This window comes from Enterococcus canintestini (assembly GCF_001885735.1).
In the GTDB taxonomy this organism is placed as follows: domain Bacteria; phylum Bacillota; class Bacilli; order Lactobacillales; family Enterococcaceae; genus Enterococcus_C; species Enterococcus_C canintestini.
Window position 1 is genome coordinate 160,650 of record NZ_JXKG01000002.1, and the last position, 22,287, is coordinate 182,936.

Sequence of the window (22,287 nt, forward strand, 5' to 3'; positions counted from 1 at the left end):
TGTGTTAAAATACCCAAGTGAGAATAAAAGTATGTGGAGGGAAAGCCTATGGCAGACAAACGTGATTATTACGAAGTCCTCGGGCTGCAAAAGGGAGCTTCCGATGACGAAATCAAAAAAGCATATCGCAAGCTTTCCAAAAAGTATCACCCGGATATTAATAAAGAACCTGATGCTGAAGAAAAATTTAAAGAGATTTCAGAAGCTTATGAAATCTTAAGTGATCCGCAAAAACGTGCAGCTTATGATCAGTATGGTCATGCTGGTACCGATCCTAATTATGGTGGTGGCTACGGTGGTTTTGGTGGCAACTATGGTGGATTTAGTGGCGGCGGTAGTTTTGGTGGCTTTGAAGATATCTTTGAATCCTTCTTTGGTGGCGGTGGTGGCCGTTCTGTTGATCCAAACGCACCGCGCCAAGGGGCAGATTTACAATATGCGGTGAATTTGAAGTTTGAAGAAGCAATTTTTGGCGTCGAAAAAACGGTTAAATATAACCGTGAAGAAATGTGTCATACTTGTGGTGGGAATGGTGCTAAACCAGGAACTCAACCAGTGACATGTTCAAAATGTCATGGTGCAGGTACGATTAATGTGGAACGTCAAACACCACTAGGACGAATGATGAGTCGTCAAACTTGTGATGTGTGCCATGGTACTGGTAAAGAAATTAAAGAACCATGTCCAACTTGTCACGGTTCTGGTCATGAAAAAAAAGCGCATGAAGTAAAAGTTACAGTTCCAGCTGGGGTAGAAGACGGCCAACAAATGCGTCTGCAAAATCAAGGTGAGGCTGGCGAAAATGGCGGACCTTATGGTGATTTATACGTTGTCTTCCGAGTAGAAGAAAGCGACATCTTTGATCGCGATGGGGCTGAAATCTACTATGAATTACCACTTAATTTTGTCCAAGCAGCACTAGGGGATGAAATTAATGTACCAACTGTTCATGGTGAAGTGAAATTAAAAGTGCCTGCTGGAACACAAACAGGTACCAATTTCCGTTTGCGTGGAAAAGGTGCGCCAAAACTTAGAGGAACAGGTAACGGTGACCAACACGTCAAAGTTAAGCTGATTACGCCGAAAAACTTAAATGAAGAGCAAAAACAAGCTTTACGTCAATTTGCGGAAGTGAGTGGCACAAAATTAACCGAACAACAATCAGAAGGTTTCTTTGATAAAATGAAAGATGCTTTTGGTGGTAAGAAAAAATAGACAAAAGAGTTCATGGAAAATTCCCATGAACTCTTTTGCTTTTTGCGGTATAGTTAAAATAATTGAGAAAAAGGAGTGATTTTATGCGCGTTTTTACCAGTCCCGAAGAGTACATACAAGGTCCGGATGCCTTTAAAACGCAACTACATCGGCTACTTAGGTTAGGTAATCGAGCGTTAATAGTGTCTGATTCTTTTGTAATGCAAATGCTAGGAACAGATTTTGTCCATCATTTAGTCGAGCAAGAAATTGCAAGTACGACAATTTTAGTTGATAACGTCATCTCAGGAGAACTTTTAGTAGAAGCTAAAGAAGTTATAAAAAATTTTAATTGTCAATTTGTCATTGCTTTAGGTGGTGGTAAGGCAATGGATTTGGGGAAAATGATTGCCCATGTGAGTAATTTACCAATTGCTGTCTTACCGACTTCTGCTGCGACTGATGCGGCTACTTCCCGTATTTCAGTGATTTATGACGAAAAAGGAAATTTCCAAAAGTATGATTTTTATGAAAAAAATCCAGCGATTGTTTTGGTAGATACGAATGTTATTTTAAATGCACCGCAAACCATGTTAATTGCAGGATTTGCCGATGGGATTGCAACTTATATTGAAGCTAGAAGTATCTTTGAAGAAAATGGACGAAATACACGCCATGAAAAACCAACGTTGGCCGCGTTAAGCCTAGCGAAAAGTTGCCATGATATTTTAATTGATGAAATTGCAAATGCTTGTCACGCTCAAAGAAAAGGGATGATTACGCAATCCTTTGAAAATGTCGTTGAAGCTAATATTTTGTTAAGTGGTCTAGGTTTTGAAAATGCGGGCTTAAGCTTAGCTCATGGCTTTCATAATGTTATTATGGGAGACAAAGAATTAACTATTACAGGTAGTCATGGTCAAATTGTTGCAGTGGGTGTTTTACTGCAATTGTTAGCAGAACAAAGACTGGCAGAATATCCTTTTTATCATGATTTATTTGCTGATCTCTTATTACCGACAACACTTAAAGAACTTAACTTGAAGATAGAAGAAATTAATTTGCAGCAATTTGCTGAAAAAATTTTAGAAACTAAAAAAGCGGGAAATCATATTTCTCCACAAGTGAACACTAAAAGAATTATTATGGCGTTAAAACAACTAGCTTAATGGAGGACAAAATGAAAATTTTAGTAACGGGCTTTGACCCGTTTGGCTCTGAGAAAATTAACCCAGCTTTAGAAGCGGTAAAAAAATTACCAACCCAAATAAGTGGTGCTAAGATAATTACCTTAGAAATTCCCACTGTATTTAATGAAGTTGGACCAATTATTCAGCAAGCAATTCAAACTTATCAGCCTGATCTGGTTTTAAATGTTGGGCAAGCAGGGGGACGCTTTAATATTACGGTAGAAAAAGTTGCTATTAATCTAGCAGATGCGCGAATTGCTGATAATCAGGGAAATCAGCCGCTTGATGAAGTTATCTTTGACGATGGTCCAACGGCTTATTTTACCCAATTGCCAGTTAAAGCAATTGTTTCGGCTCTTAATGAAAACGAAATTCCTGCCGCGGTTTCGTATACGGCGGGTACCTTTGTTTGTAATTATGTCATGTATTATGTCCAGCATTTAATTTCTACGCGTTATCCCAAAATAAAAGGGGGCTTTATTCATGTTCCTTATATTCCAGCCCAAGTAGTTACTAAGCCAAATCAGCCGGCGATGAACTTAGAAGATATTGTTAAAGGATTGGAATTGGCAATTACTATAATGGTTACTTACAATGGTTTAGAAGATATTAAAACTATTGGCGGTACAGAGCATTAAAAAAGCAATCATTTCCCAAGTTAGTCTTGGTGGAAATGATTGCTTTTTAGTTGCTTAAATATTTAATACTTTGTTCAAGAAGTCTTGTGTCCGTGGGTTAGTTGGATTGTTAAAGACTTCATCTGGCGTGCCATCTTCTAAGAACTTCCCACCATCACAGAATAAGACGCGGTTGGCTACTTCTTTGGCAAAGCCCATTTCATGGGTAACAATCACCATGGTCATCCCTTGTTGAGCTAATTTTTTCATAACGTTTAAAACGTCACCTACCATTTCAGGATCAAGAGCAGAAGTAGGTTCGTCAAACAACATAATATCTGGATTCATCGCTAATGCCCGAGCAATTGCAACCCGTTGTTTTTGGCCACCAGATAAGCTATCTGGTAAGGCATCCTTTTTATCAGCTAAACCGACAGTTTCTAACAAACTAACAGCTTTTTTCTCTGCATCAGTTTTTGACATGCGACCAAGGTCTGTTGGTGCTAAAGTAATATTTTGTAAAACTGAAAGATGTGGGAAAAGGTTAAAGTGCTGGAAAACCATGCCAATATGTTGGCGGACTTTATTAATATCGGTTCCTTTAGCCATTAAGTGGGTACCATCAATTTCGATATCACCACTAGTTGGCTCTTCTAAACGGTTTAAACAACGTAAAAAAGTACTTTTCCCAGAACCAGAAGGGCCGATAACACAAACAACTTCTCCTTCATTGATGGTAATACTCATATCGTTTAAAACGGTATTATCGCCGTATTTTTTTACTAAGTTTGTTACTTTGATTTTTTCTGCCATCTTATTTCACCTTCTTTTCTAAAACTTTAGCCAGACGAGTTAGGGCAGTGATAACAATTAAATACATCACACCAACAATTAAATAGACATACGTACTTTGCATATTACGTGCGACGATAATTTTACCTGTTTGCAACAATTCAACAACCCCGATAACAGAGATAATTGTAGTATCTTTTAAGGAGATGACAAATTGGTTAACAAAAGATGGAATCATAATTTTAATCGCTTGTGGTAAAATGATTTTTCGCATCGTGTGGGTATATCCTAGACCCAGGCTACGAGAGGCCTCCATTTGACCCACAGGAACAGCGTTAATACCACCACGAACGATTTCAGCGATATAAGCACTCGCATTTAAAGTTAGGGTAATCACACCAGCTGTATAATCTGGAATAGTAACCCCAATTGCATCTGAAAGTCCAAAGAAGATAAAGAATGCCAGTACCATCATCGGAATCCCACGAATAATGTCGACATAAATTGAAGCGAAAATTCGCAAACCTTTAATTGGTGCTACGCTGAATAAACCAAAGATAACGCCAATCACAAGAGCTAACGCAAATGATATTAAAGCTAGGGTGATGGTTTTCCATAAGCCTTCTAATAATACTTTCCAGTTATTTTTTAATAAGCCACCAATAGTAGATTCATCAACTGTCGATTTTTTTTGTTCATTTCCATCGGCAATGTATTTATCTAAGATTTTGTCGTACTCACCAGTACGTTTCATTTCTTTTAAAGCTTCGTTGAACATTTCTAATAATTCAGGAGATTGCCCTTTTTTGACAGCAAAGCCATAAGAACCACCGCTTTCGCGTTTAATTGGCGTAGCGAGTTCTTGTCCTTGGCTAATGGCGTAGCCAATCACAGGATAATCGTCCATAATAGCATCGATTTGGCCGCCGCGAACTGAATCGTATAGGCCATCTGCTGTATCGTATTGCTTAATGGTATAACCATATTTGTCTTTATTTTTTTGAAGGAAATCGGCGCTTTCAGTTCCAATTTTAGCGCCAACTTTTTTTCCTTTTAAATCAGCATAAGATTTGATTTCATCATTGCCTTTTTTGATGGCTAATTGAATCCCAGATTCAAAATAAGGATCAGAAAAATCAAAACTTTCTTTACGTTCATCTGTGATTGTCATGCCGGCAATCATCGCGTCGGCTTGGTTACCTTGAACTGCTTGGACAGCGCCAGCAAAACCAATGTGATTCCATTTTAGGTTAAAGCCTTGCATTTCTGCGGCTTTATTTAATAAATCAACATCAATACCTTCATACTTGTTATCTGTATTTTGAAATTCAAAAGGAGCAAAGGCTGTATCGCTAGCAATTACGTATTCAGATTTTTTTGGTTCAATTTTTTTCATAGCAGTAGCAGCTTCATCATCGCTTTTGGCAACGTATTTTGCGACGATTTTATCATACTCGCCATTGGCTTTTAAATCTTTTAAACCAGCGTTGAATTTTTCCAGTAATTCGGCATTTTTGCCTTTTTTAACGGCGAAACCATAAGAATTACCTTTTTCTTTTTCGCCAACTAATTGTAAAGGTTGACCTTGTGTCACCGCATAACCCAAAACAGGTTCATCATCAAAAATAGCTTGGACAGTATCGTTGTTTAATGAGCCATATAAGGCATCTGCTGCGTCATATAGTTTGATATCAAAACCGTATTTTTCTTTATTTTCCTCTAAAAAAGTAGCGGATTCGGTTCCGACTTTAGCGCCGACAGTTTTACCTTTTAGATCGTTATAATCTTTAATTTTTTCATTGCCTTTTTTTACCGCCATTTGAATACCGCTGTCGTAGTAAGGGTCAGAAAAATCAAAAGATTTCTTTCGTTCGTCTGTAATGCTCATCCCAGCAATCATCGCATCTAGTTGGTTAGATTGCACACCTTGAATGGAACTGTCAAAGCCTAATGGTTTTAGTTCGATTTGGAAATTTTGGTCTTTGGCGATTGCTTTTAACAAGTCAATATCAATACCGACATACTCATTTTGATCATTTTGAAATTCAAAAGGGGCAAACGTAATATCCGTGCCGATTTTGTAGGTTTCTTCTGCAGCTGCAGCTGGTTTACTAACAGCTAAAGTTAAAAAACCCGCCAAGAAAGACAAACATAAGAGCAGTTTTCTTTTCATTGTTAATTCCTCCTATAAATAAATGTTAAAAGACTTTTAACTACCAAATAAAAATGATAGCAAGATTAAGCCTGCTTAACTAGTTATAACAAAGTGCTTATAAAATTCGCATATGAAATATTATATGCAGTAATTCTTCTCTTCACAATGCTTTTTTGCTGATTATGAGAAAAAAAGTCTAAAAAAGTAACAACTCATGTAATAAAACATAACATTAAGAAAAACTTCAGACGCGGTTCAAAAGTGGCGAAAATATGTTCGCTATGTTAAAATATTTCGTGGACAAAATGCGTATTTATTTTCTTTTATATAGGAAAAGAATACAATTTTTGTAAAGAGAAAATAATATCAGGGAGGAAGATGTGAATGATTGATCGAGTAACCTCCAATCAATTTCAGTTAGTTTCAAAATATGAACCTGCTGGGGACCAACCAGAGGCGATTAGCCAATTAGTAGCTGGGGTTAATGGCGGCAAGAAAGCACAAGTTTTATTAGGTGCAACTGGTACTGGTAAAACTTATACAATTTCAAATGTTATTAAAGAGGTTAATAAACCAACTTTAATTATTGCCCATAATAAAACTTTAGCAGGACAATTGTATGGAGAATTTAAAGAATTTTTTCCTAACAATGCTGTAGAATATTTCGTCAGTTACTATGATTATTATCAACCAGAGGCATATGTTCCATCTTCTGACACCTATATTGAAAAAGACTCTAGTATTAATGATGAAATTGACAAATTACGTCACTCCGCCACTAGCGCGTTATTAGAGCGCAACGATGTGGTAGTTGTGGCTTCGGTATCGTGTATTTTTGGCTTAGGTTCACCAATGGAATATCAAAAACAAGTCGTGTCATTACGTGTCGGCATGGAAATCAGTCGGGACCAATTATTGCGCGACTTAGTTGAAATTCAATTTGAACGCAATGACATCGATTTTCAACGGGGACGATTCCGGGTCCGAGGAGATGTTGTTGAGATTTTCCCAGCTTCAAGAGATGAGCGTGCATTGCGGGTTGAATTCTTTGGTGATGAAATTGATCGCATTCGTGAAGTTGATGCTTTGACAGGCGAAATAATCGCCGAAACAGAACATGTTTCGATTTTTCCTGCCACTCACTTTGTAACAAATGAAGATCATCTGGAAACAGCAATTGCTTCTATTCAAAAAGAATTAGATATGCGCCTGAAAATTTTACGTGAAAACAACCAATTATTAGAAGCACAACGCCTTGAACAACGAACCAATTATGATATCGAGATGTTAAGAGAGATGGGGTACACTTCTGGGATTGAAAATTATTCACGTCATTTAGATGGTCGTAAAGAAGGAGAGCCTCCTTATACATTACTAGATTTCTTTCCAGAAGATTATCTGATTGTGATTGATGAATCTCACGTTACTATGCCGCAAATTCGCGGGATGTATAATGGTGATAGAGCACGAAAACAAATGCTAGTGGATTATGGTTTTCGTTTACCATCAGCTCTTGATAACCGGCCACTGCGCTTAGAAGAATTTGAAGAACATGTACACCAGATCATCTACGTTTCTGCTACTCCAGGACCATATGAGGCAGAACAAACGGATACCGTAATTCAACAAATTATTCGACCGACTGGTTTATTGGATCCATTGATTGAAGTGCGACCAATTATGGGACAAATTGACGATTTAGTCGGAGAAATTAATGAGCGGGCAGCAAAAGACGAGCGCGTGTTTGTGACAACATTAACGAAAAAAATGTCAGAAGATTTAACAGACTACTTTAAAGAGTTAGGAATTAAAGTGAAATATCTTCACAGTGATATTAAAACGTTGGAACGAACTGAGATTATTCGTGATTTACGTTTAGGTAAATTTGATGTTTTAGTGGGAATTAACTTATTAAGAGAAGGTCTTGATGTACCAGAAGTATCTTTAGTTGCGATTTTAGATGCAGATAAAGAAGGTTTCTTACGCAGTGAACGTTCTTTAGTTCAGACAATTGGACGGGCAGCTCGTAATTCAGAAGGAAAAGTAATTATGTACGCTGATAAAATTACTGATTCTATGCAAAAAGCAATGGATGAAACCTCTCGTCGTCGTAGTATCCAAGAAAAATACAACGAAGAACACGGTATCATACCTAAGACCATTATTAAAGAAATTCGTGATTTAATCGCAATTACAAAAGCTAGTGATGATACAGGTGAAGAAGTTACACTAGCCAATTACGATGAATTGACCAAAGAAGAAAAAGATACTTTATTAATCAAATTAGAAGCAGAAATGAAAGATGCGGCAAAAGCGTTAGATTTTGAAACAGCCGCGACGTTGCGAGATACAATTTTAGAACTAAAAGCAACAGAATAAAATAAGTTTAAAAGCGTCTTTTGGCGCTTTTAAACGATTAAGGAGTAAAAATATGGCAAATGATAAAATCGTAATTCATGGCGCCAGAGCCCATAATTTAAAAAATATTGATGTCACGATCCCACGAGATGAACTAGTTGTAGTTACGGGACTTTCTGGTTCGGGAAAAAGTTCACTTGCTTTTGACACGTTATATGCTGAAGGACAACGACGTTATGTTGAAAGTCTATCGGCTTATGCGCGTCAGTTTTTAGGCCAAATGGATAAACCAGATGTTGATAGTATCGATGGTTTAAGCCCGGCAATTTCAATTGATCAAAAAACCACGAGTAAAAATCCCCGTTCAACTGTCGGTACCGTAACTGAGATTAATGATTATTTGCGGTTGTTATATGCTCGTGTTGGTCATCCTATTTGTCCAAATGATCATATTGAAATTACGAGCCAATCGGTAGAACAAATGGTCGATGAAGTTTTAACATTACCTGAGCGTACGAAAATTCAAATTTTAGCCCCGATTGTTTATCAAAAAAAAGGACAACATAAAAAAGTTTTTGAATTAATTCAAAAAGAAGGGTATGTGCGGGTCCGGGTAGATGGTGAAATTTATGATATTAGTGAAGTGCCGGAATTAGAAAAAAACTTAAAACACGAAATTGCGATTGTGATTGACCGTATTGTGGTAAAAGACGGTATTCGTTCGCGTTTATTTGATTCTTTTGAAGCGGCACTGCATTTAGCTAAGGGCTACGCAGTTGTGGATGTCATCGGACAAGAGGAAAAACTGTTTAGTGAACATTACTCCTGTCCTTATTGTGGTTTTACCGTTGGCGAGTTAGAACCGCGTTTGTTTTCTTTTAATGCGCCTTTTGGAGCTTGTCCAGAATGTGATGGCTTAGGGGTGAAATTAGAAGTGGATTTGGACTTGGTGATTCCAGATCAAAGCAAAACATTACGTGAAGGAGCAATTATCCCTTGGAATCCCATCAGCTCACAATATTATCCGGAAATGTTAGCGCAAGCTTGTGATAGTTTTGGGATTGATTTAGATACACCATTTGAAGAGCTGCCTGAAGAACAACAGCAAATTGTTCTAAGAGGTTCCAATGGAGAAACTTTTCACTTTCATTATGAAAATGATTTTGGTGGTGTGCGGGATGTTGAAGTACCTTTTGAAGGGGTTTTAACTAATATTAAACGCCGCTATCATGAAACCAATAGTGACTTTACCAGAGATCAAATGCGTCTATACATGACAGAGCTTACGTGTGAAACTTGCCATGGTTATCGTTTGAATCCACAAGCTTTGTCGGTCCAAGTGAATGGTACCCACATTGGTGAAGTAAGTGAAAAAGCAATTCATAATGCATTAAACTTTTTTGAAACAGTAAAATTAACCGAACAAGAACAGATGATAGCAAAACCAATTTTAAAAGAAATTAACGATCGTTTGAATTTCTTGCAAAATGTAGGGTTAGATTATCTGACTTTAAGTCGAGCTGCTGGAACATTATCAGGTGGTGAAGCCCAACGAATTCGTTTGGCGACGCAGATTGGGTCAAACTTATCTGGGGTGTTGTATATTTTAGATGAACCATCGATTGGTTTACACCAACGAGACAATGATCGCTTGCTTGATTCTTTGCGGAAAATGCGAGACTTGGGGAATACGTTAATCGTGGTTGAACATGATGAAGATACAATGCGGGCGGCAGATTATTTAATTGACGTAGGTCCTGGCGCAGGAGCCCAAGGTGGCGAAATTGTAGCAGCCGGCACACCGGAGGAAGTAGCTGCCAATGAAAATTCTATTACAGGTCAATATTTATCAGGCAAAAAAATAATTCCAGTACCAAAAACACGTCGTAAAGGCAACGGTGATAAACTAAGAATTACAGGTGCTGCCGAGAATAATTTGAAAAATGTTAGTGTTGATTTTCCATTAGGGAAATTTATTGCCGTTACTGGGGTTTCAGGTTCAGGTAAATCAACGTTAGTAAATGAAATTTTGAAAAAAGCATTGGCGCAAAAAATCAATCGTAATTCAAATAAACCGGGTAAATTCAAGAAGATAACAGGTTATGAATCGATTGAAAAAATAATCGATATCGATCAAAGTCCCATTGGCAGAACGCCTCGTAGTAATCCGGCCACTTATACAAGTGTTTTTGATGATATTCGTGATTTATTTGCTAAAACGAATGAAGCTAAAATTCGTGGTTATAAAAAAGGTCGTTTTAGTTTTAATGTGAAAGGCGGACGTTGTGAGGCGTGTCGCGGAGATGGTATCATTAAAATTGAGATGCACTTTTTACCAGATGTTTACGTACCTTGTGAAGTTTGTCATGGCAAACGCTACAACTCTGAAACTTTAGAAGTTCATTATAAAGGAAAAAATATTGCTGAAATTCTAGAAATGACTGTAGAGGATGCCGTTGAATTTTTCAAACATATCCCCAAAATTCATCGTAAATTACAAACGATTGTTGACGTTGGTTTAGGATATGTCACTTTAGGTCAACCAGCAACGACTTTATCCGGCGGTGAAGCCCAGCGGATGAAATTGGCCAGTGAACTGCATAAAAATTCTAATGGAAAAAGTTTTTATATCTTGGATGAACCGACCACTGGGTTGCATACAGATGACATTGCCCGTTTATTAAAAGTTTTGGAACGTTTATCAGATGCAGGCAATACTGTTTTAGTAATTGAACATAATTTGGATGTCATTAAATCAGCAGATTATGTGATTGATCTTGGTCCAGAAGGTGGTGACGGTGGTGGTATGATTATCGCCAAAGGAACCCCAGAACAAATTGCAAAAGTAAAAGAAAGTTATACCGGTCAATATTTGAAAAAAGTTTTAAACTAAATCACTAATATTTCTTTTAGAAATAGAGCAGTCAGAAGATAGCTTTTGATTGCTCTTTTTCTTTATGGTATGATACGAATGTTGTATTAATAGAAGATTCTATAGTTAAAGTAAAACATAAAGTGAGTGTGGTAAAAGTGGAACGACAATCTTTTGTCCCCATATTATTAGGTAGTGATATGAATGTTTACGGCATGGCCCGAGCATTTTATGAAGAATATGGTATAAAATCAACAGCATATGCTTCTTTTCAATTGGCACCAACAAAATATAGTAAAATTGTCGATGTTAATGTGATTTCTGGTTTTGATCAAGATCCAGTTTTTATTGATGAATTATTGAAATTAGCTCAAACCAAGTATCACGATCCCAGTGTAAAATATTTATTGGTAGCTTGCGGAGATGGCTATGCGGAATTGTTATCCCAGCATAAAGAAGAGTTAAAAGAACATTATGTTTTTGCGGCAAATGATTACGCTTTGTTTGAGAAATTAATTAATAAGGTTAGTTTTTATGATATTTGTGAAAAATATCAACTGCCTTATCCTAAAACATTAATTATTACAAAAGATATGGTTATTGACGGCAAATTAAATCAAGAGTTGCCTTTTGATTTTCCGGTGGCTTTAAAACCGGCCAATAGTGTGGAATGGTTATCTGTCGATTTTGAAGGACGTAAAAAGGCCTTTATTATCGATAATTTACCCGAGTTTAATATGATTTTAGATCGTCTATACAAAGCTGGCTATACAAGTGAAATGATTGCTCAAGATTTCATTCCTGGGGATGATAGCAATATGCGCGTGTTAAATGCCTATGTCGATCAAAATGGGCAGACTCGTTTTATGTTTTTAGGCCATCCGCTATTAGAAGATCCTGCGCCAGCAGCTGTGGGAAATTATGTAGTGATTGTGCCAGATGAAAATGATGAAATCTACCAAACAATCAAAGCCTTTTTGGAAAAAATCAATTATGTTGGTTTTGCTAATTTTGATATGAAATATGACCGTCGTGATGGGCAATATAAATTATTTGAAATTAACTTGCGCCAAGGACGAAGTAGTTTTTTTGTTACTTTAAGTGGTTTTAATTTAGCCAAATATGTAACAGAAGACCTGGTTTTTAACAGCGTCTTTAGAGAAACTGAATATGGGCGTAAAGATAATCCTAATGCTAAGGTTTGGCTAGGTGTCCCTAAAAAAGTCTTTCGTCAATATGCTAAAGACAACGCAGATAAGCAGTATGCCGAAAAATTAATCAAAGCAGGACGTTACGGCACCACTTTGTTTTATGAAAAGGATTCATCAATTCGTCGTTATCTTTTGATGAAATATGCTTTCCACAATTATGTTACAGGCTTTAAGAAATATTTCAGTGAGAAAGAAGGCTAACCTAGTGGAAAACTTTTTTAGTATTTTAGGTGGGATGGGTACCCAAGCAACAGAAAGTTTTGTTCGTCTGTTAAATCAGCGGACTGTCACGCATAAAGATCAAGATTATCTAAATTATGTCTTGTTTAATCATGCGACCGTTCCAGATCGAACAGCTTATATCTTAGATAAAGATGCAGAAAACCCGCTACCGTTTTTATTAGATGATATAAAAAAACAAAATTTATTACAGCCGAATTTTATTGTCTTGACTTGTAATACTGCGCATTATTTTTTTGAAACGCTACAAGCGGCGACTGAAATTCCTATTTTGCATATGCCACGAGAAGCGGCGATTGAAATGAGTCGGCGGCAAGAAGGTGGCAAGGTGGCCTTTTTAGGTACAGAAGGTAGTGTAAAAGCGGGGGTTTATCAACGCGAACTGGAAAAAGTCGGTTTTGAAGTAATGCTGCCTAATGCAGCGTTACAACAAAAAGTAAACGATTTGATTTATCGTGATATTAAAGAAAACGATTTTTTAAATAAAGAGTTATATTATGAAATTCTGACCGAAGCGATTGAAGAATGTGGCTGTGCTAGTGCGGTTTTAGGCTGTACTGAGTTGTCGTTAATGGAGGAATTTGCAACGGATAATCCATATAGCGTAGTGGATGCGCAATCGATTTTAGTTGATCGTACGATTGAACGGGCGCTAGCTGATCGTAAAAGCGCAAAAGAAAATTAGTGATAGTTTAAACCGCAATAACTAACCGCTTACCCAAATACCGTTTGTGCACGTGTTAAAAGGATTGTGATGAAGCTTTGATCACAGTCCTTTTTTATTAATGGAAAAAAGATATACATAGAAAGTCGAGTGTTTATTTCTAAAGTAAAAAGTAAAGAGAATATAATATTATTGCTTATGATACGCCCGGAATGTTATAATGTCAGATGGAGAAGTTTTCCAGCTGAGAGTTTAGAGGAATGCTAAAAACCCGAGCAAAGAAAGCCAAAGTAGTTGCCATTCTTTGTTCGGCTTATTCATGTCGAGATAACTTTAAAAAACTGCAACTTTTGAGAGGAGCTGCTTTTATGCAAGACAATTTAAAACTAGTGATTATTACCGGAATGAGTGGTGCCGGTAAGACGGTAGCGATTCAAAGCTTTGAAGATATGGGGTATTTTTGCATTGACAATATGCCACCTTCTTTAATTCCTAAATTTTGGGAACTAATTAAGGAATCCGGCAAAGTTACTAAAATTGCTCTAGTCGTTGATTTACGCTCCCGATCCTTTTTTGAAGAGATTCAAGAAATGTTAATGGACATTGAAAATACGAACTTTATTGATACGCAAGTGTTATTTTTAGATGCTTCAGATGAGGAATTGGTTTCACGTTACAAGGAAACTCGACGCGTACATCCTTTGGCAATGGAAGGTCTAATTACAGAAGGAATTCGAAAAGAACGCGCCATTTTGGAAGATTTAAAAACTAAAGCAACTTTTGTTGTCGATACAACCAATTTAACGCCACGGCAACTGCGGGAAAAAATCAATCAAGAATTTAAAACGACCAATGAGGTCGGTTTTCGGATTGAAATGATTTCATTTGGATTTAAGTATGGTTTGCCAATTGATGCCGATATTGTAATGGACGTTCGTTTCTTACCAAATCCGCATTATATTCCTGAATTGCGTCCGTTAACAGGGAAAGATCAAGAAGTTTATGACTATGTTATGTCATTTCCAGAGACAGAACAATTTTATCAACAATTCTATCAGTTACTAGAGACGATTATGCCTGGTTATGTAAAAGAAGGTAAAAGTAGTTTAACGATTGCAATTGGTTGTACTGGTGGACAACATCGATCGGTTGCTTTGACAGAACGGGTAGGGCAAGCATTAAGCAAAAACTATAAAGTTAATATCACTCATCGGGATAAAGACAAACGCAAAGAGACGGTGAACCGCTCATGAAAATGAAAACATATCGTATTCGTAAACCAAAAGTCGTGGTCGTAGGCGGTGGAACTGGTTTGCCAGTTATTTTGCGGGGATTAAGAAATCAAGGAATTGACATCACGGCTGTTGTAACTGTAGCTGACGACGGTGGCAGTAGTGGTGAGATTCGTAATTCCGTTGCAATGGCTCCACCAGGGGATTTACGCAATGTTTTAGTCGCTTTATCAGATATGCCCCAATTATATGCTGATATTTTTCAATATCGGTTTCATAAAGATGACAAATTTTTAGCGAATCACGCCTTGGGAAATTTAATTATTGCTGCGATTTCAGAAATGCGAGGCAGTACTTATGAAGCAATTCAATTATTGAGCAAAATGATGCATGTCGATGGCCATATTTATCCTTCTAGTGAAACACCATTAGTTTTACATGCTGTTTTTAAAGATGGCACCCAGGCAGTCGGCGAGTCAAAAATAGCGATTGATCGCAAGACAATTGATCATGTTTTTGTTCGTAATCAAGAAGGAGACAAAGAACCAAGTGCTGCTCGAAAAGTAGTTTCTTCGATTATGGAAGCAGATATGATTGTGTTGGGTCCGGGAAGTTTATTTACAAGTATTCTACCTAATTTAATGATTTCAGAAATTGGTACCGCACTTTTGGCTACGCAAGCGGAGACGGTTTATATTTGTAATATTATGACTCAAAAAGGTGAGACAGAGCATTTTACTGATGCAAATCATGTACAAGTTTTACACCAGCACTTAAACCAACCTTTTGTAGATACTGTTTTAGTTAATACTGAAAAAGTTCCGGAAGGGTATATGGATCCTGAAGTATATGATGAGTATTTGGTTCAAGTGAAACACGACTTTAAAGGTTTACGCAAAGAAGGATGCCGTGTTGTTTCAGCTGACTTTTTACAATTACGCGATGGTGGCGTTTTTCACGATGGCGAAAAAGTCGTTGAAGAATTATTGCGCATATTGTATTAAAGATTAAAAATTTAATGAACCATAAATAAAGCAGAAAGGAGGTAAAAAAATGTCATTTGCGGCAGATGTAAAAAAAGAATTGACGACTTTAGAAGTCCATCGCGAACACGCAAAAGCGGAGTTGGCTGCTTTAATTCGTATGAATGGATCGGTTAGCTTAAGTAATCATCAGTTTGTTTTAAACGTTCAAACTGAAAATGCCGCAATTGCGCGCCGTATTTATACTTTATTAAAGGATCATTTTGGCGTGCGAAGTGAATTATTGGTCCGGCGTAAAATGAAATTGAAAAAAAATAACGTATATATCGTACGCTTAAAAGAACGAACACAGGAAGTTTTAAATGAATTGGCAATTATGGACGGTCTGATGTTCCAAACACATATTTCTGATGAAATAATGGGAAATACGCAAAAAATGCGCTCTTATTTGCGCGGCGCTTTTATGGCATCCGGATCGGTGAACAATCCGGAAACGAGTCGTTATCATTTAGAAATTTATTCTCTTTATGAAGAACACAATCTCGATGTCTGTCAAATGTTAAACTATTACGATTTAAACGCGCGCACCTTAGAACGGCGTAACGGCTATATTTCTTATTTAAAAGGCGCAGAAAAAATAGCGGATTTCTTGACGTTAATTGGAGCGACCAATTCTATGTTGAAATTTGAAGATGTTCGGATTGTGCGGGATATGCGCAATTCAGTCAACCGCTTGGTTAATTGTGAGACTGCTAATTTGAATAAAACAATTGATGCTGCTTCAAAGCAGATTGAAAATATTGAATTTATTGAAAATCGAGTTGGTTTACAAGCTTTACCAGAAAAATTGCAAGAAATTGCCGAGTTACGTTTAGAGCATCCGGAAGTGAGTCTAAAAGAGTTAGGGGAAATGATTCCTTCAGGTGCTATCTCAAAATCGGGAATTAATCACCGTATCCGCAAAATTAATGAGTTTGCCGAGCGACTAAGAGAACAAGTAGTTTAAATAAAAAATGATCATAAAAAAGCCTGTATTTTTTTCCTTTTAAAATTGTCACGATTTAAAGAGTTAGTTTTGGTTTAACTTTTTAAGATCGATACAAGCATAAAGGTAAAAAATACAGGCTTTACTTTATTCATTTAGGTAAGCTAACAGAGTTTCTGCAGAGATGCTTTCATCAAAAATATGGTCGTTTAAAATCATAGTTGGCACAAACTGAATATTGGCCCGTTGTGCTTCTGTGACGATAGCTTTTTGTGTTAATTCATCTGTATAGTTTTCCAGTTTTAAATCTTCTTCGGCAAATTTGGCTACAGCTTCTAAAGATAAATCCCCCCATAAGTCTTGTGATAAGAAGATTTTCTTGATATCAGCCAGCGCTTTTTTCTCATCTCCTTTTGTCACGTACTGATGCATGACATTGCCGCGTTGCAAACTTTCTTTGTCTTTATTGTATAATTTAATTACACGTTTTAAATTGCCACTCGCAACTTCTTTTGCTAACAGTTTTTCATGATCTAAAAACCATTGGCGGCAAAAAGGGCAACGGAGATTAATAAATTCGACTAATGTCTTTTTTGCATTTTTATCTCCAATAATGATTCCTACATCGCCATTTGTTTCGGCGGCATTAATGATACTAATATCCAAAATGTTTCATCCTCTCTGTTTTCTTACTGTTAGTGTAGCGAAAAGTAGGTAAAATGGGAAATATTGTGTTTAATAATAATTTTTTTGAATAGAAATGAAAAGAGTATGAAAAAAATGTAACTTCCATTGTTTTGCAGGTGAGGGGAGAGAAAAGCTGTGCTATACTAGTAAAGTAAGTCCAATTGTAAAGGGAGTCTGCCTATGTCATTTAGTATTCAAGAATTATTTAATATCGATTATTGGAAACAAATGTTTAACGTCGATATTTTTTCTTGGAATTTTTTTGTTAATATTTTAGATATTCTTGTTGTGTGGTATATCGTTTATAAGTTGATTCAACTAGTGAGAGGGACTAAAGCCATCCAGTTGTTTAAAGGTGTAGCAATTTTTATTGCTATCCGTTTTGGCGCTGAACTCATTGGGTTACACACGTTGTCTTGGTTAATGGATCAAGTTATTACCTATGGGGTGATTGCAGCGATTGTCATTTTCCAACCTGAAATCAGACGTGGGCTGGAACATTTAGGGCGGAGTACCTTCTTTAAGACGACAAAACAAGAACAAAAAGAAGACGAGCAATTGATCACGTCACTAGACAAGGCTGTTCAATATATGTCTAAACGTAAAATTGGCGCTTTAATTACGATTGAACGTAATACAGGCCTTGAAGAGTACATTGAAACCGGGATTCCTCTTGAAGCCGATATTACCGGTGAACTTTTGATCAATATCTTTATTCCAAATACTCCACTGCATGATGGTGCTGTGATTATTCGCAACGATAAAATTGCTGTGTCGTGTGCGTATTTGCCTTTGTCTGAAAGTATGCTCATTCCAAAAGAATTCGGGACTCGTCACAGAGCGGCCGTAGGAATTAGCGAAGTGAGTGACGCCGTTACCGTCGTTGTTTCAGAAGAAACTGGTGGGGTTAGCATTACATTGAATAATCAATTGTTATCTGAACTCTCCCAAGAAGAATATTTGAAAATTTTACACAGAGAATTAATTCCTGAAGAAAAAACAGAGACAAAGAAAAATCTGCTTCAATCCTTTATCGAAAGTTTCGCTAAAGGAGGTAAGAAATGAGCTCAAGTCGTAAAAGCAATATCTTGTATGGCTTCTTAGCGTTTATTTTCAGCTTGATTTTATTTTTTAATGCCAATGGCCGGAATGTGCAAACGACTTTAAATACCAATCCCGAAAATTTTGAAGAAACGGTCAATAAAGTTCAAATTCATCCAGTCTATGATTCGGATAAATATTATATTTTAGGTTTTGATCCTTATGTTTCTGTAAAACTAAGTAGTGCCAACCGGATTCAATTAAACGCAGAAGCCAATCCGGATACACGGGGATTTCGAGTTGTTTGTGATCTGACTGGTTTAGGTGAAGGTACTCATGAAGTGAAGCTACGGATTCAAAACGGTAGTAGTGCGGTAGGTTATACCATTAGTCCGGCAAAAGTTACGGTAACAATTGAAAAGAAAGTCACAAAATCTTTTAAAATCAATCCAGTTGTATCTTCGTCTAATCTTGGGGAAGGTTTTTCAGTTGATAGTATTACCGTTGAACCTGAAGAAGCACAAATTACCACTGGTGAAAAAACATTAGCTGAAATTGATCGCGTGGTGGCAACAGTTGATCCATCAAAAACTGCTAGTGCGGATTTTGAAGAAAAAGCGACAATTGAAGCGCTGGATAAAGAAGGTAATCGTTTAAGTGTGATTTCTGATCCAGCAGAAGCACAAATATCAGTTAAAGTAAAAGCACCTGAAAAAATTGTCAGTCTTTATGCGTCTCAAATTGGCACGGTTCCAGCCAACATTTCCCACTATGAATTTAAGCTAGATAGTTTATCTACAGTTATTCGTGGACCGCAGTCTAAATTAGATGCAATTGAAAGTATTGCGTTGCCGGTGGATATCACTAATATTTCTGAAAAAACAACGCGAGAAGTTGCTATTCCGACTGAAAGTGGCGTTGTTGCTTCTCCTAAAACAGTTAAAGTGGAAATTACACCAGTTCGTAATACAACAAGCACAACACAAACGACAACTTCTTCCACACGAGCAAGTACAAGTCAGGAAGAAGAAACAAGTGCTTCTTCGTCAAGTGAAGAAAGTCAGGAATCAACTGAAGCAAGCGTAGAACAAACGTCAAATGAATAAAATTAACTAAAACAATTTAGTGAGGTAAGAAAAAATGGGTAAATATTTTGGTACAGATGGTGTTCGTGGCGTAGCCAATGTAGAGTTAACACCAGAGTTAGCGTTCAAACTTGGTCGCTGTGGTGGTTATGTATTAAGTCAGCATGAGGACAGTGATCACCGGCCTAAAGTTTTAGTCGGACGCGATACTCGGATGTCTGGACAATTATTAGAAAATGCATTAGTAGCTGGTTTATTGTCTGTTGGAATTGAAGTTTTCACATTAGGCGTTATTTCAACGCCAGGGGTTGCTTATTTAACTCGGGTTCAAAAGGCAAGTGCTGGTGTAATGATTTCAGCTTCTCATAACCCAGCAGAAGATAATGGTATTAAGTTCTTTGGTAGTGATGGTTTTAAACTGGTTGACGAACAAGAAGCAGAGATTGAAGCATTACTTGATGCGCCAAAAGACACTTTACCTCGTCCTTCAGCTGAAGGGTTAGGGACAGTCGAAGAGTTTCCAGAAGGACTGTTAAAATACTCTCAATTTCTAGAGCAAACGATTACGGGAGATTTATCTGGCGTAACAGTATGTATTGATGCTGCTAATGGCGCTACTGCTACAAGTGTGAATCGCTTATTTGCCGATTTAGAAACTGATTTTTATACTATGGGTACTTCTCCTAATGGTCTAAACATCAATGATGGTGTTGGCTCTACGCATCCTGAAAAATTGGCAGAATTTGTTGTTGAAAAAGGTGCCGATGCAGGGTTAGCATTTGATGGTGATGGTGACCGCGTTATCGCAGTGGATGAATTAGGAAATATTGTCGATGGCGATAAAATTATGTACATTTGCGCGAAATATTTAGCAGCGAAAAAACGACTTAAACAAGACACAATTGTGACTACTGTTATGAGTAATTTAGGTTTTCATAAAGCGGTGGAAGCTATTGGCTTAAAAGATGTGATTACTCAAGTGGGCGACCGTTATGTCGTTGAAGAAATGCGTAAAAATGATTACAATTTTGGCGGTGAACAATCTGGTCACATGGTCTTTTTAGACTTTAATACAACCGGTGATGGAATGCTTTCTGGGATTCAATTATTAAGTATTATGAAAGAAACTGGTAAAAAATTATCAGAGTTAGCTTCTGAGGTTACGATTTATCCGCAAAAATTAGTCAATATTCGTGTTACAGATAAAAACGGTGCCATGGAAGTTCCCGCCATCAAAGCTGTAATTGAAGAGGCTGAAAAAGAAATGAATGGTGAAGGTCGAATCTTAGTCCGTCCTTCTGGAACTGAACCGTTATTACGCGTAATGGCTGAAGCCCCAACAGATGAGTTAGTCAATTATTATGTTGATAAAATTGCAGCTGTTGTTGAAGCTGAAATTGGTGCTTAAATATTAAAAAGACTGTGACAAAACTTGTCACAGTCTTTTTTTAATTGGAATGTTTTATATTTTTATCTAAAGTACATAAAATAAAAAATGATAACAGCTAAAAACACTTATTTTACCTGCTGTCCTTTAAAGTAACTTTTGGCAACAGGGATTCTTCGAGCCACAAACTCAGCCGTGGAACTAGCATTTACCAAGGTGAAATCAGCAGGCATACCTTCTTTTATCCAACCAGCAGGAGTAATTAGTTTTTGATTTGTAACCAACTCCAGGCTTTCGGTTAGCTCTTTTTGGGAGGTTAAATCAAATATTTCAGCGTAGCGATTCAGTTTATCTATGACGTCGCCACTTCCAAATGGCGACCAGCAATCATAAATGTTGTCATTTCCGATAAAAGTTTTCACCCCCGCAGACTTTAATTCAATTAAAGGTGGAATGACAAAGTCTAAAGGGATGCTTGAAATAATTGTTACTTTATTTTTAGCTAGCTGGGCAAACAGTTCTTTTCTTTCTTCTTTTGGTAAGTCTCTTAAACCATAAGCGTGGCTAATTGTTACTTTTCCTTGCCAGTTTGTTTCTTCAATTAATGACAAAAATTTCGCAAATGTTTGGCGGGCATCGTGATGGCGTTCATGTAAATGATAATCAATCGGAGCATGAAACTGTGTAGCAAGTTCAAAAGTCTGATTTAGTGATTTCTCTAAATTGCCATCAATACTAATCGGATCAACTCCGCCGACTAGGGTAGCGCCGTTTTGGAGGGCACTTTTCATCTCTGAAAAAGCATTTGATAAGAGTAGACCGTGTTGGGGAAATGCGACTAATTCATAATCCAATTTATCATGATAATTCTCTAAAACTTTTTTCGCAGCTTCAAGCGACTTTTGTCCAACAGCAGGATGAATATCAATATGGGAACGAAAATGAGTAACGCCATAAGAAAGTTCTAAGTTTAGCAAATTTTCCATTCTTTGTGTAAAAGATAATGGGGCTTTTTTTAAATAATCAAATTCCTTTTCAAAACGTTCAATCCGATTTTTGACTGGTTCTATTGGCGTCCAGGGGATTCCCAATTTACTTTTATCAAAGTGTACATGCATCTCACGTAATTGCGGTAATAATAAATTATTTTGACCATCAATGACGATGATATTTTTGGTTAATTTGGCTTTGTTTATTTTAACTTCATCATCTAAAACATCAGTAACAACCCCAGCATCAAAAATAATTGCAATTCCTTTTGTTGCGGTACCATAGGTGAAGTTGTCTTGTGTTAAATAACCTGTTTCAATGCGGATATTTGTAAGCAAAGTCTTCATAAAAGCACCTCCAATTTAGTATAAAGATACCGTGAAAGTAGCTAAAAAGCGAATTTTTCAACTTTAATCATAAGTAGCACGGGCCAGGTTAAGTAAGTGGTAATGGGATTGGTTAATTGAACCAAAAGTAATTTGTAACCAAAAGTAAGTTGTAAGCAAAAAGGGGCAGTTTGAAGAATAAGAAGGGATTTAAGAAAACACTGCTCAAAATTTTTCGCGAAGTTGCGGCTGATTGAAGCTGTTGCTTTTTTGACTAA

At 37.0% G+C, this 22,287-nt stretch carries 17 protein-coding genes; 13 read left to right on the plus strand and 4 right to left on the minus strand.

Annotation, left to right across the window (positions count from 1 at the left end; genetic code table 11):
* The first annotated feature begins 48 nt into the window (after window positions 1-48).
* The 3 genes from dnaJ (at window position 49) to pcp (ending at window position 3,022) form a co-directional block, all read left to right on the plus strand.
* On the plus strand, window positions 49-1,215 hold the full coding sequence (dnaJ, locus tag RU96_RS02225) for a molecular chaperone DnaJ (protein WP_071863922.1): 1,167 nt from the start codon (window positions 49-51) through the stop codon (window positions 1,213-1,215).
* Window positions 1,216-1,298: 83 nt separating this feature from the next.
* Entirely contained in the window at window positions 1,299-2,363 is a 1,065-nt protein-coding gene (locus RU96_RS02230) for an iron-containing alcohol dehydrogenase (RefSeq protein ID WP_071863923.1), read from the plus strand.
* Between the two features lie 11 nt (window positions 2,364-2,374).
* The gene (gene pcp, locus RU96_RS02235) at window positions 2,375-3,022 is read left to right on the plus strand and encodes a pyroglutamyl-peptidase I (RefSeq protein ID WP_071863924.1); all 648 of its coding nucleotides are present in this window, start codon (window positions 2,375-2,377) and stop codon (window positions 3,020-3,022) included.
* 54 nt (window positions 3,023-3,076) lie between these two features.
* Here the strand turns inward: pcp and RU96_RS02240 are convergent, their stop codons facing one another.
* Window positions 3,077-3,814, minus strand: a complete 738-nt coding sequence (locus RU96_RS02240) for an amino acid ABC transporter ATP-binding protein (protein WP_071863925.1) — start codon at window positions 3,812-3,814, stop codon at window positions 3,077-3,079.
* Between the two features lies 1 nt (window position 3,815).
* A complete protein-coding gene (locus RU96_RS02245) occupies window positions 3,816-5,966 on the minus strand; it encodes an amino acid ABC transporter substrate-binding protein/permease (protein WP_071863926.1) in 2,151 nt (716 codons plus the stop codon).
* Between the two features lie 366 nt (window positions 5,967-6,332).
* Here RU96_RS02245 and uvrB point away from each other — a divergent pair, with 366 nt between their 5' ends.
* From uvrB to whiA, 7 genes are all read left to right on the plus strand, one after another.
* Window positions 6,333-8,327, plus strand: a complete 1,995-nt coding sequence (gene uvrB, locus RU96_RS02250; RefSeq protein WP_071863927.1) for an excinuclease ABC subunit UvrB — start codon at window positions 6,333-6,335, stop codon at window positions 8,325-8,327.
* Between the two features lie 52 nt (window positions 8,328-8,379).
* Window positions 8,380-11,199, plus strand: coding sequence for an excinuclease ABC subunit UvrA (gene uvrA, locus RU96_RS02255; protein ID WP_071863928.1), 2,820 nt, complete (start codon window positions 8,380-8,382; stop codon window positions 11,197-11,199).
* A gap of 179 nt (window positions 11,200-11,378) precedes the next feature.
* Window positions 11,379-12,590, plus strand: coding sequence for a carboxylate--amine ligase (locus tag RU96_RS02260; RefSeq protein ID WP_211269892.1), 1,212 nt, complete (start codon window positions 11,379-11,381; stop codon window positions 12,588-12,590).
* A 4-nt stretch (window positions 12,591-12,594) separates the two neighbouring features.
* The gene (locus RU96_RS02265) at window positions 12,595-13,314 is read left to right on the plus strand and encodes an amino acid racemase (RefSeq protein WP_071863929.1); all 720 of its coding nucleotides are present in this window, start codon (window positions 12,595-12,597) and stop codon (window positions 13,312-13,314) included.
* 347 nt (window positions 13,315-13,661) lie between these two features.
* Window positions 13,662-14,546 (plus strand): RNase adapter RapZ, encoded by an 885-nt coding sequence (gene rapZ / locus RU96_RS02270; protein ID WP_071863930.1) that lies wholly within the window; start codon window positions 13,662-13,664, stop codon window positions 14,544-14,546.
* Window positions 14,543-15,529, plus strand: coding sequence for a gluconeogenesis factor YvcK family protein (locus RU96_RS02275; protein ID WP_071863931.1), 987 nt, complete (start codon window positions 14,543-14,545; stop codon window positions 15,527-15,529). Before rapZ ends, RU96_RS02275 begins: the two co-directional genes overlap by 4 nt.
* A 49-nt stretch (window positions 15,530-15,578) precedes the next feature.
* Window positions 15,579-16,514, plus strand: coding sequence for a DNA-binding protein WhiA (gene whiA, locus RU96_RS02280; RefSeq protein ID WP_071863932.1), 936 nt, complete (start codon window positions 15,579-15,581; stop codon window positions 16,512-16,514).
* Between the two features lie 126 nt (window positions 16,515-16,640).
* Here the strand turns inward: whiA and RU96_RS02285 are convergent, their stop codons facing one another.
* Window positions 16,641-17,159: a DsbA family protein gene (locus RU96_RS02285; protein ID WP_071863933.1), complete on the minus strand. Its 519-nt coding sequence runs from the start codon at window positions 17,157-17,159 to the stop codon at window positions 16,641-16,643.
* Window positions 17,160-17,360: 201 nt separating this feature from the next.
* Between RU96_RS02285 and cdaA the strand changes: the two genes are divergently transcribed.
* From cdaA to glmM, 3 genes are read left to right on the plus strand one after another with little or no spacing between them, the layout of a single operon-like run.
* A complete protein-coding gene (cdaA, locus tag RU96_RS02290) occupies window positions 17,361-18,245 on the plus strand; it encodes a diadenylate cyclase CdaA (RefSeq protein WP_071863934.1) in 885 nt (294 codons plus the stop codon).
* Entirely contained in the window at window positions 18,242-19,327 is a 1,086-nt protein-coding gene (locus RU96_RS02295; RefSeq protein ID WP_071863935.1) for a CdaR family protein, read from the plus strand. The genes cdaA and RU96_RS02295 overlap by 4 nt, the downstream gene beginning before the upstream one ends.
* Before the next feature lie 34 nt (window positions 19,328-19,361).
* Window positions 19,362-20,714: a phosphoglucosamine mutase gene (glmM, locus tag RU96_RS02300; protein ID WP_071863936.1), complete on the plus strand. Its 1,353-nt coding sequence runs from the start codon at window positions 19,362-19,364 to the stop codon at window positions 20,712-20,714.
* 107 nt (window positions 20,715-20,821) lie between these two features.
* Here glmM and RU96_RS02305 read toward each other — a convergent pair whose 3' ends face one another.
* Window positions 20,822-22,030 (minus strand): amidohydrolase family protein, encoded by a 1,209-nt coding sequence (locus RU96_RS02305; protein WP_071863937.1) that lies wholly within the window; start codon window positions 22,028-22,030, stop codon window positions 20,822-20,824.
* Window positions 22,031-22,287: the final 257 nt, after the last annotated feature.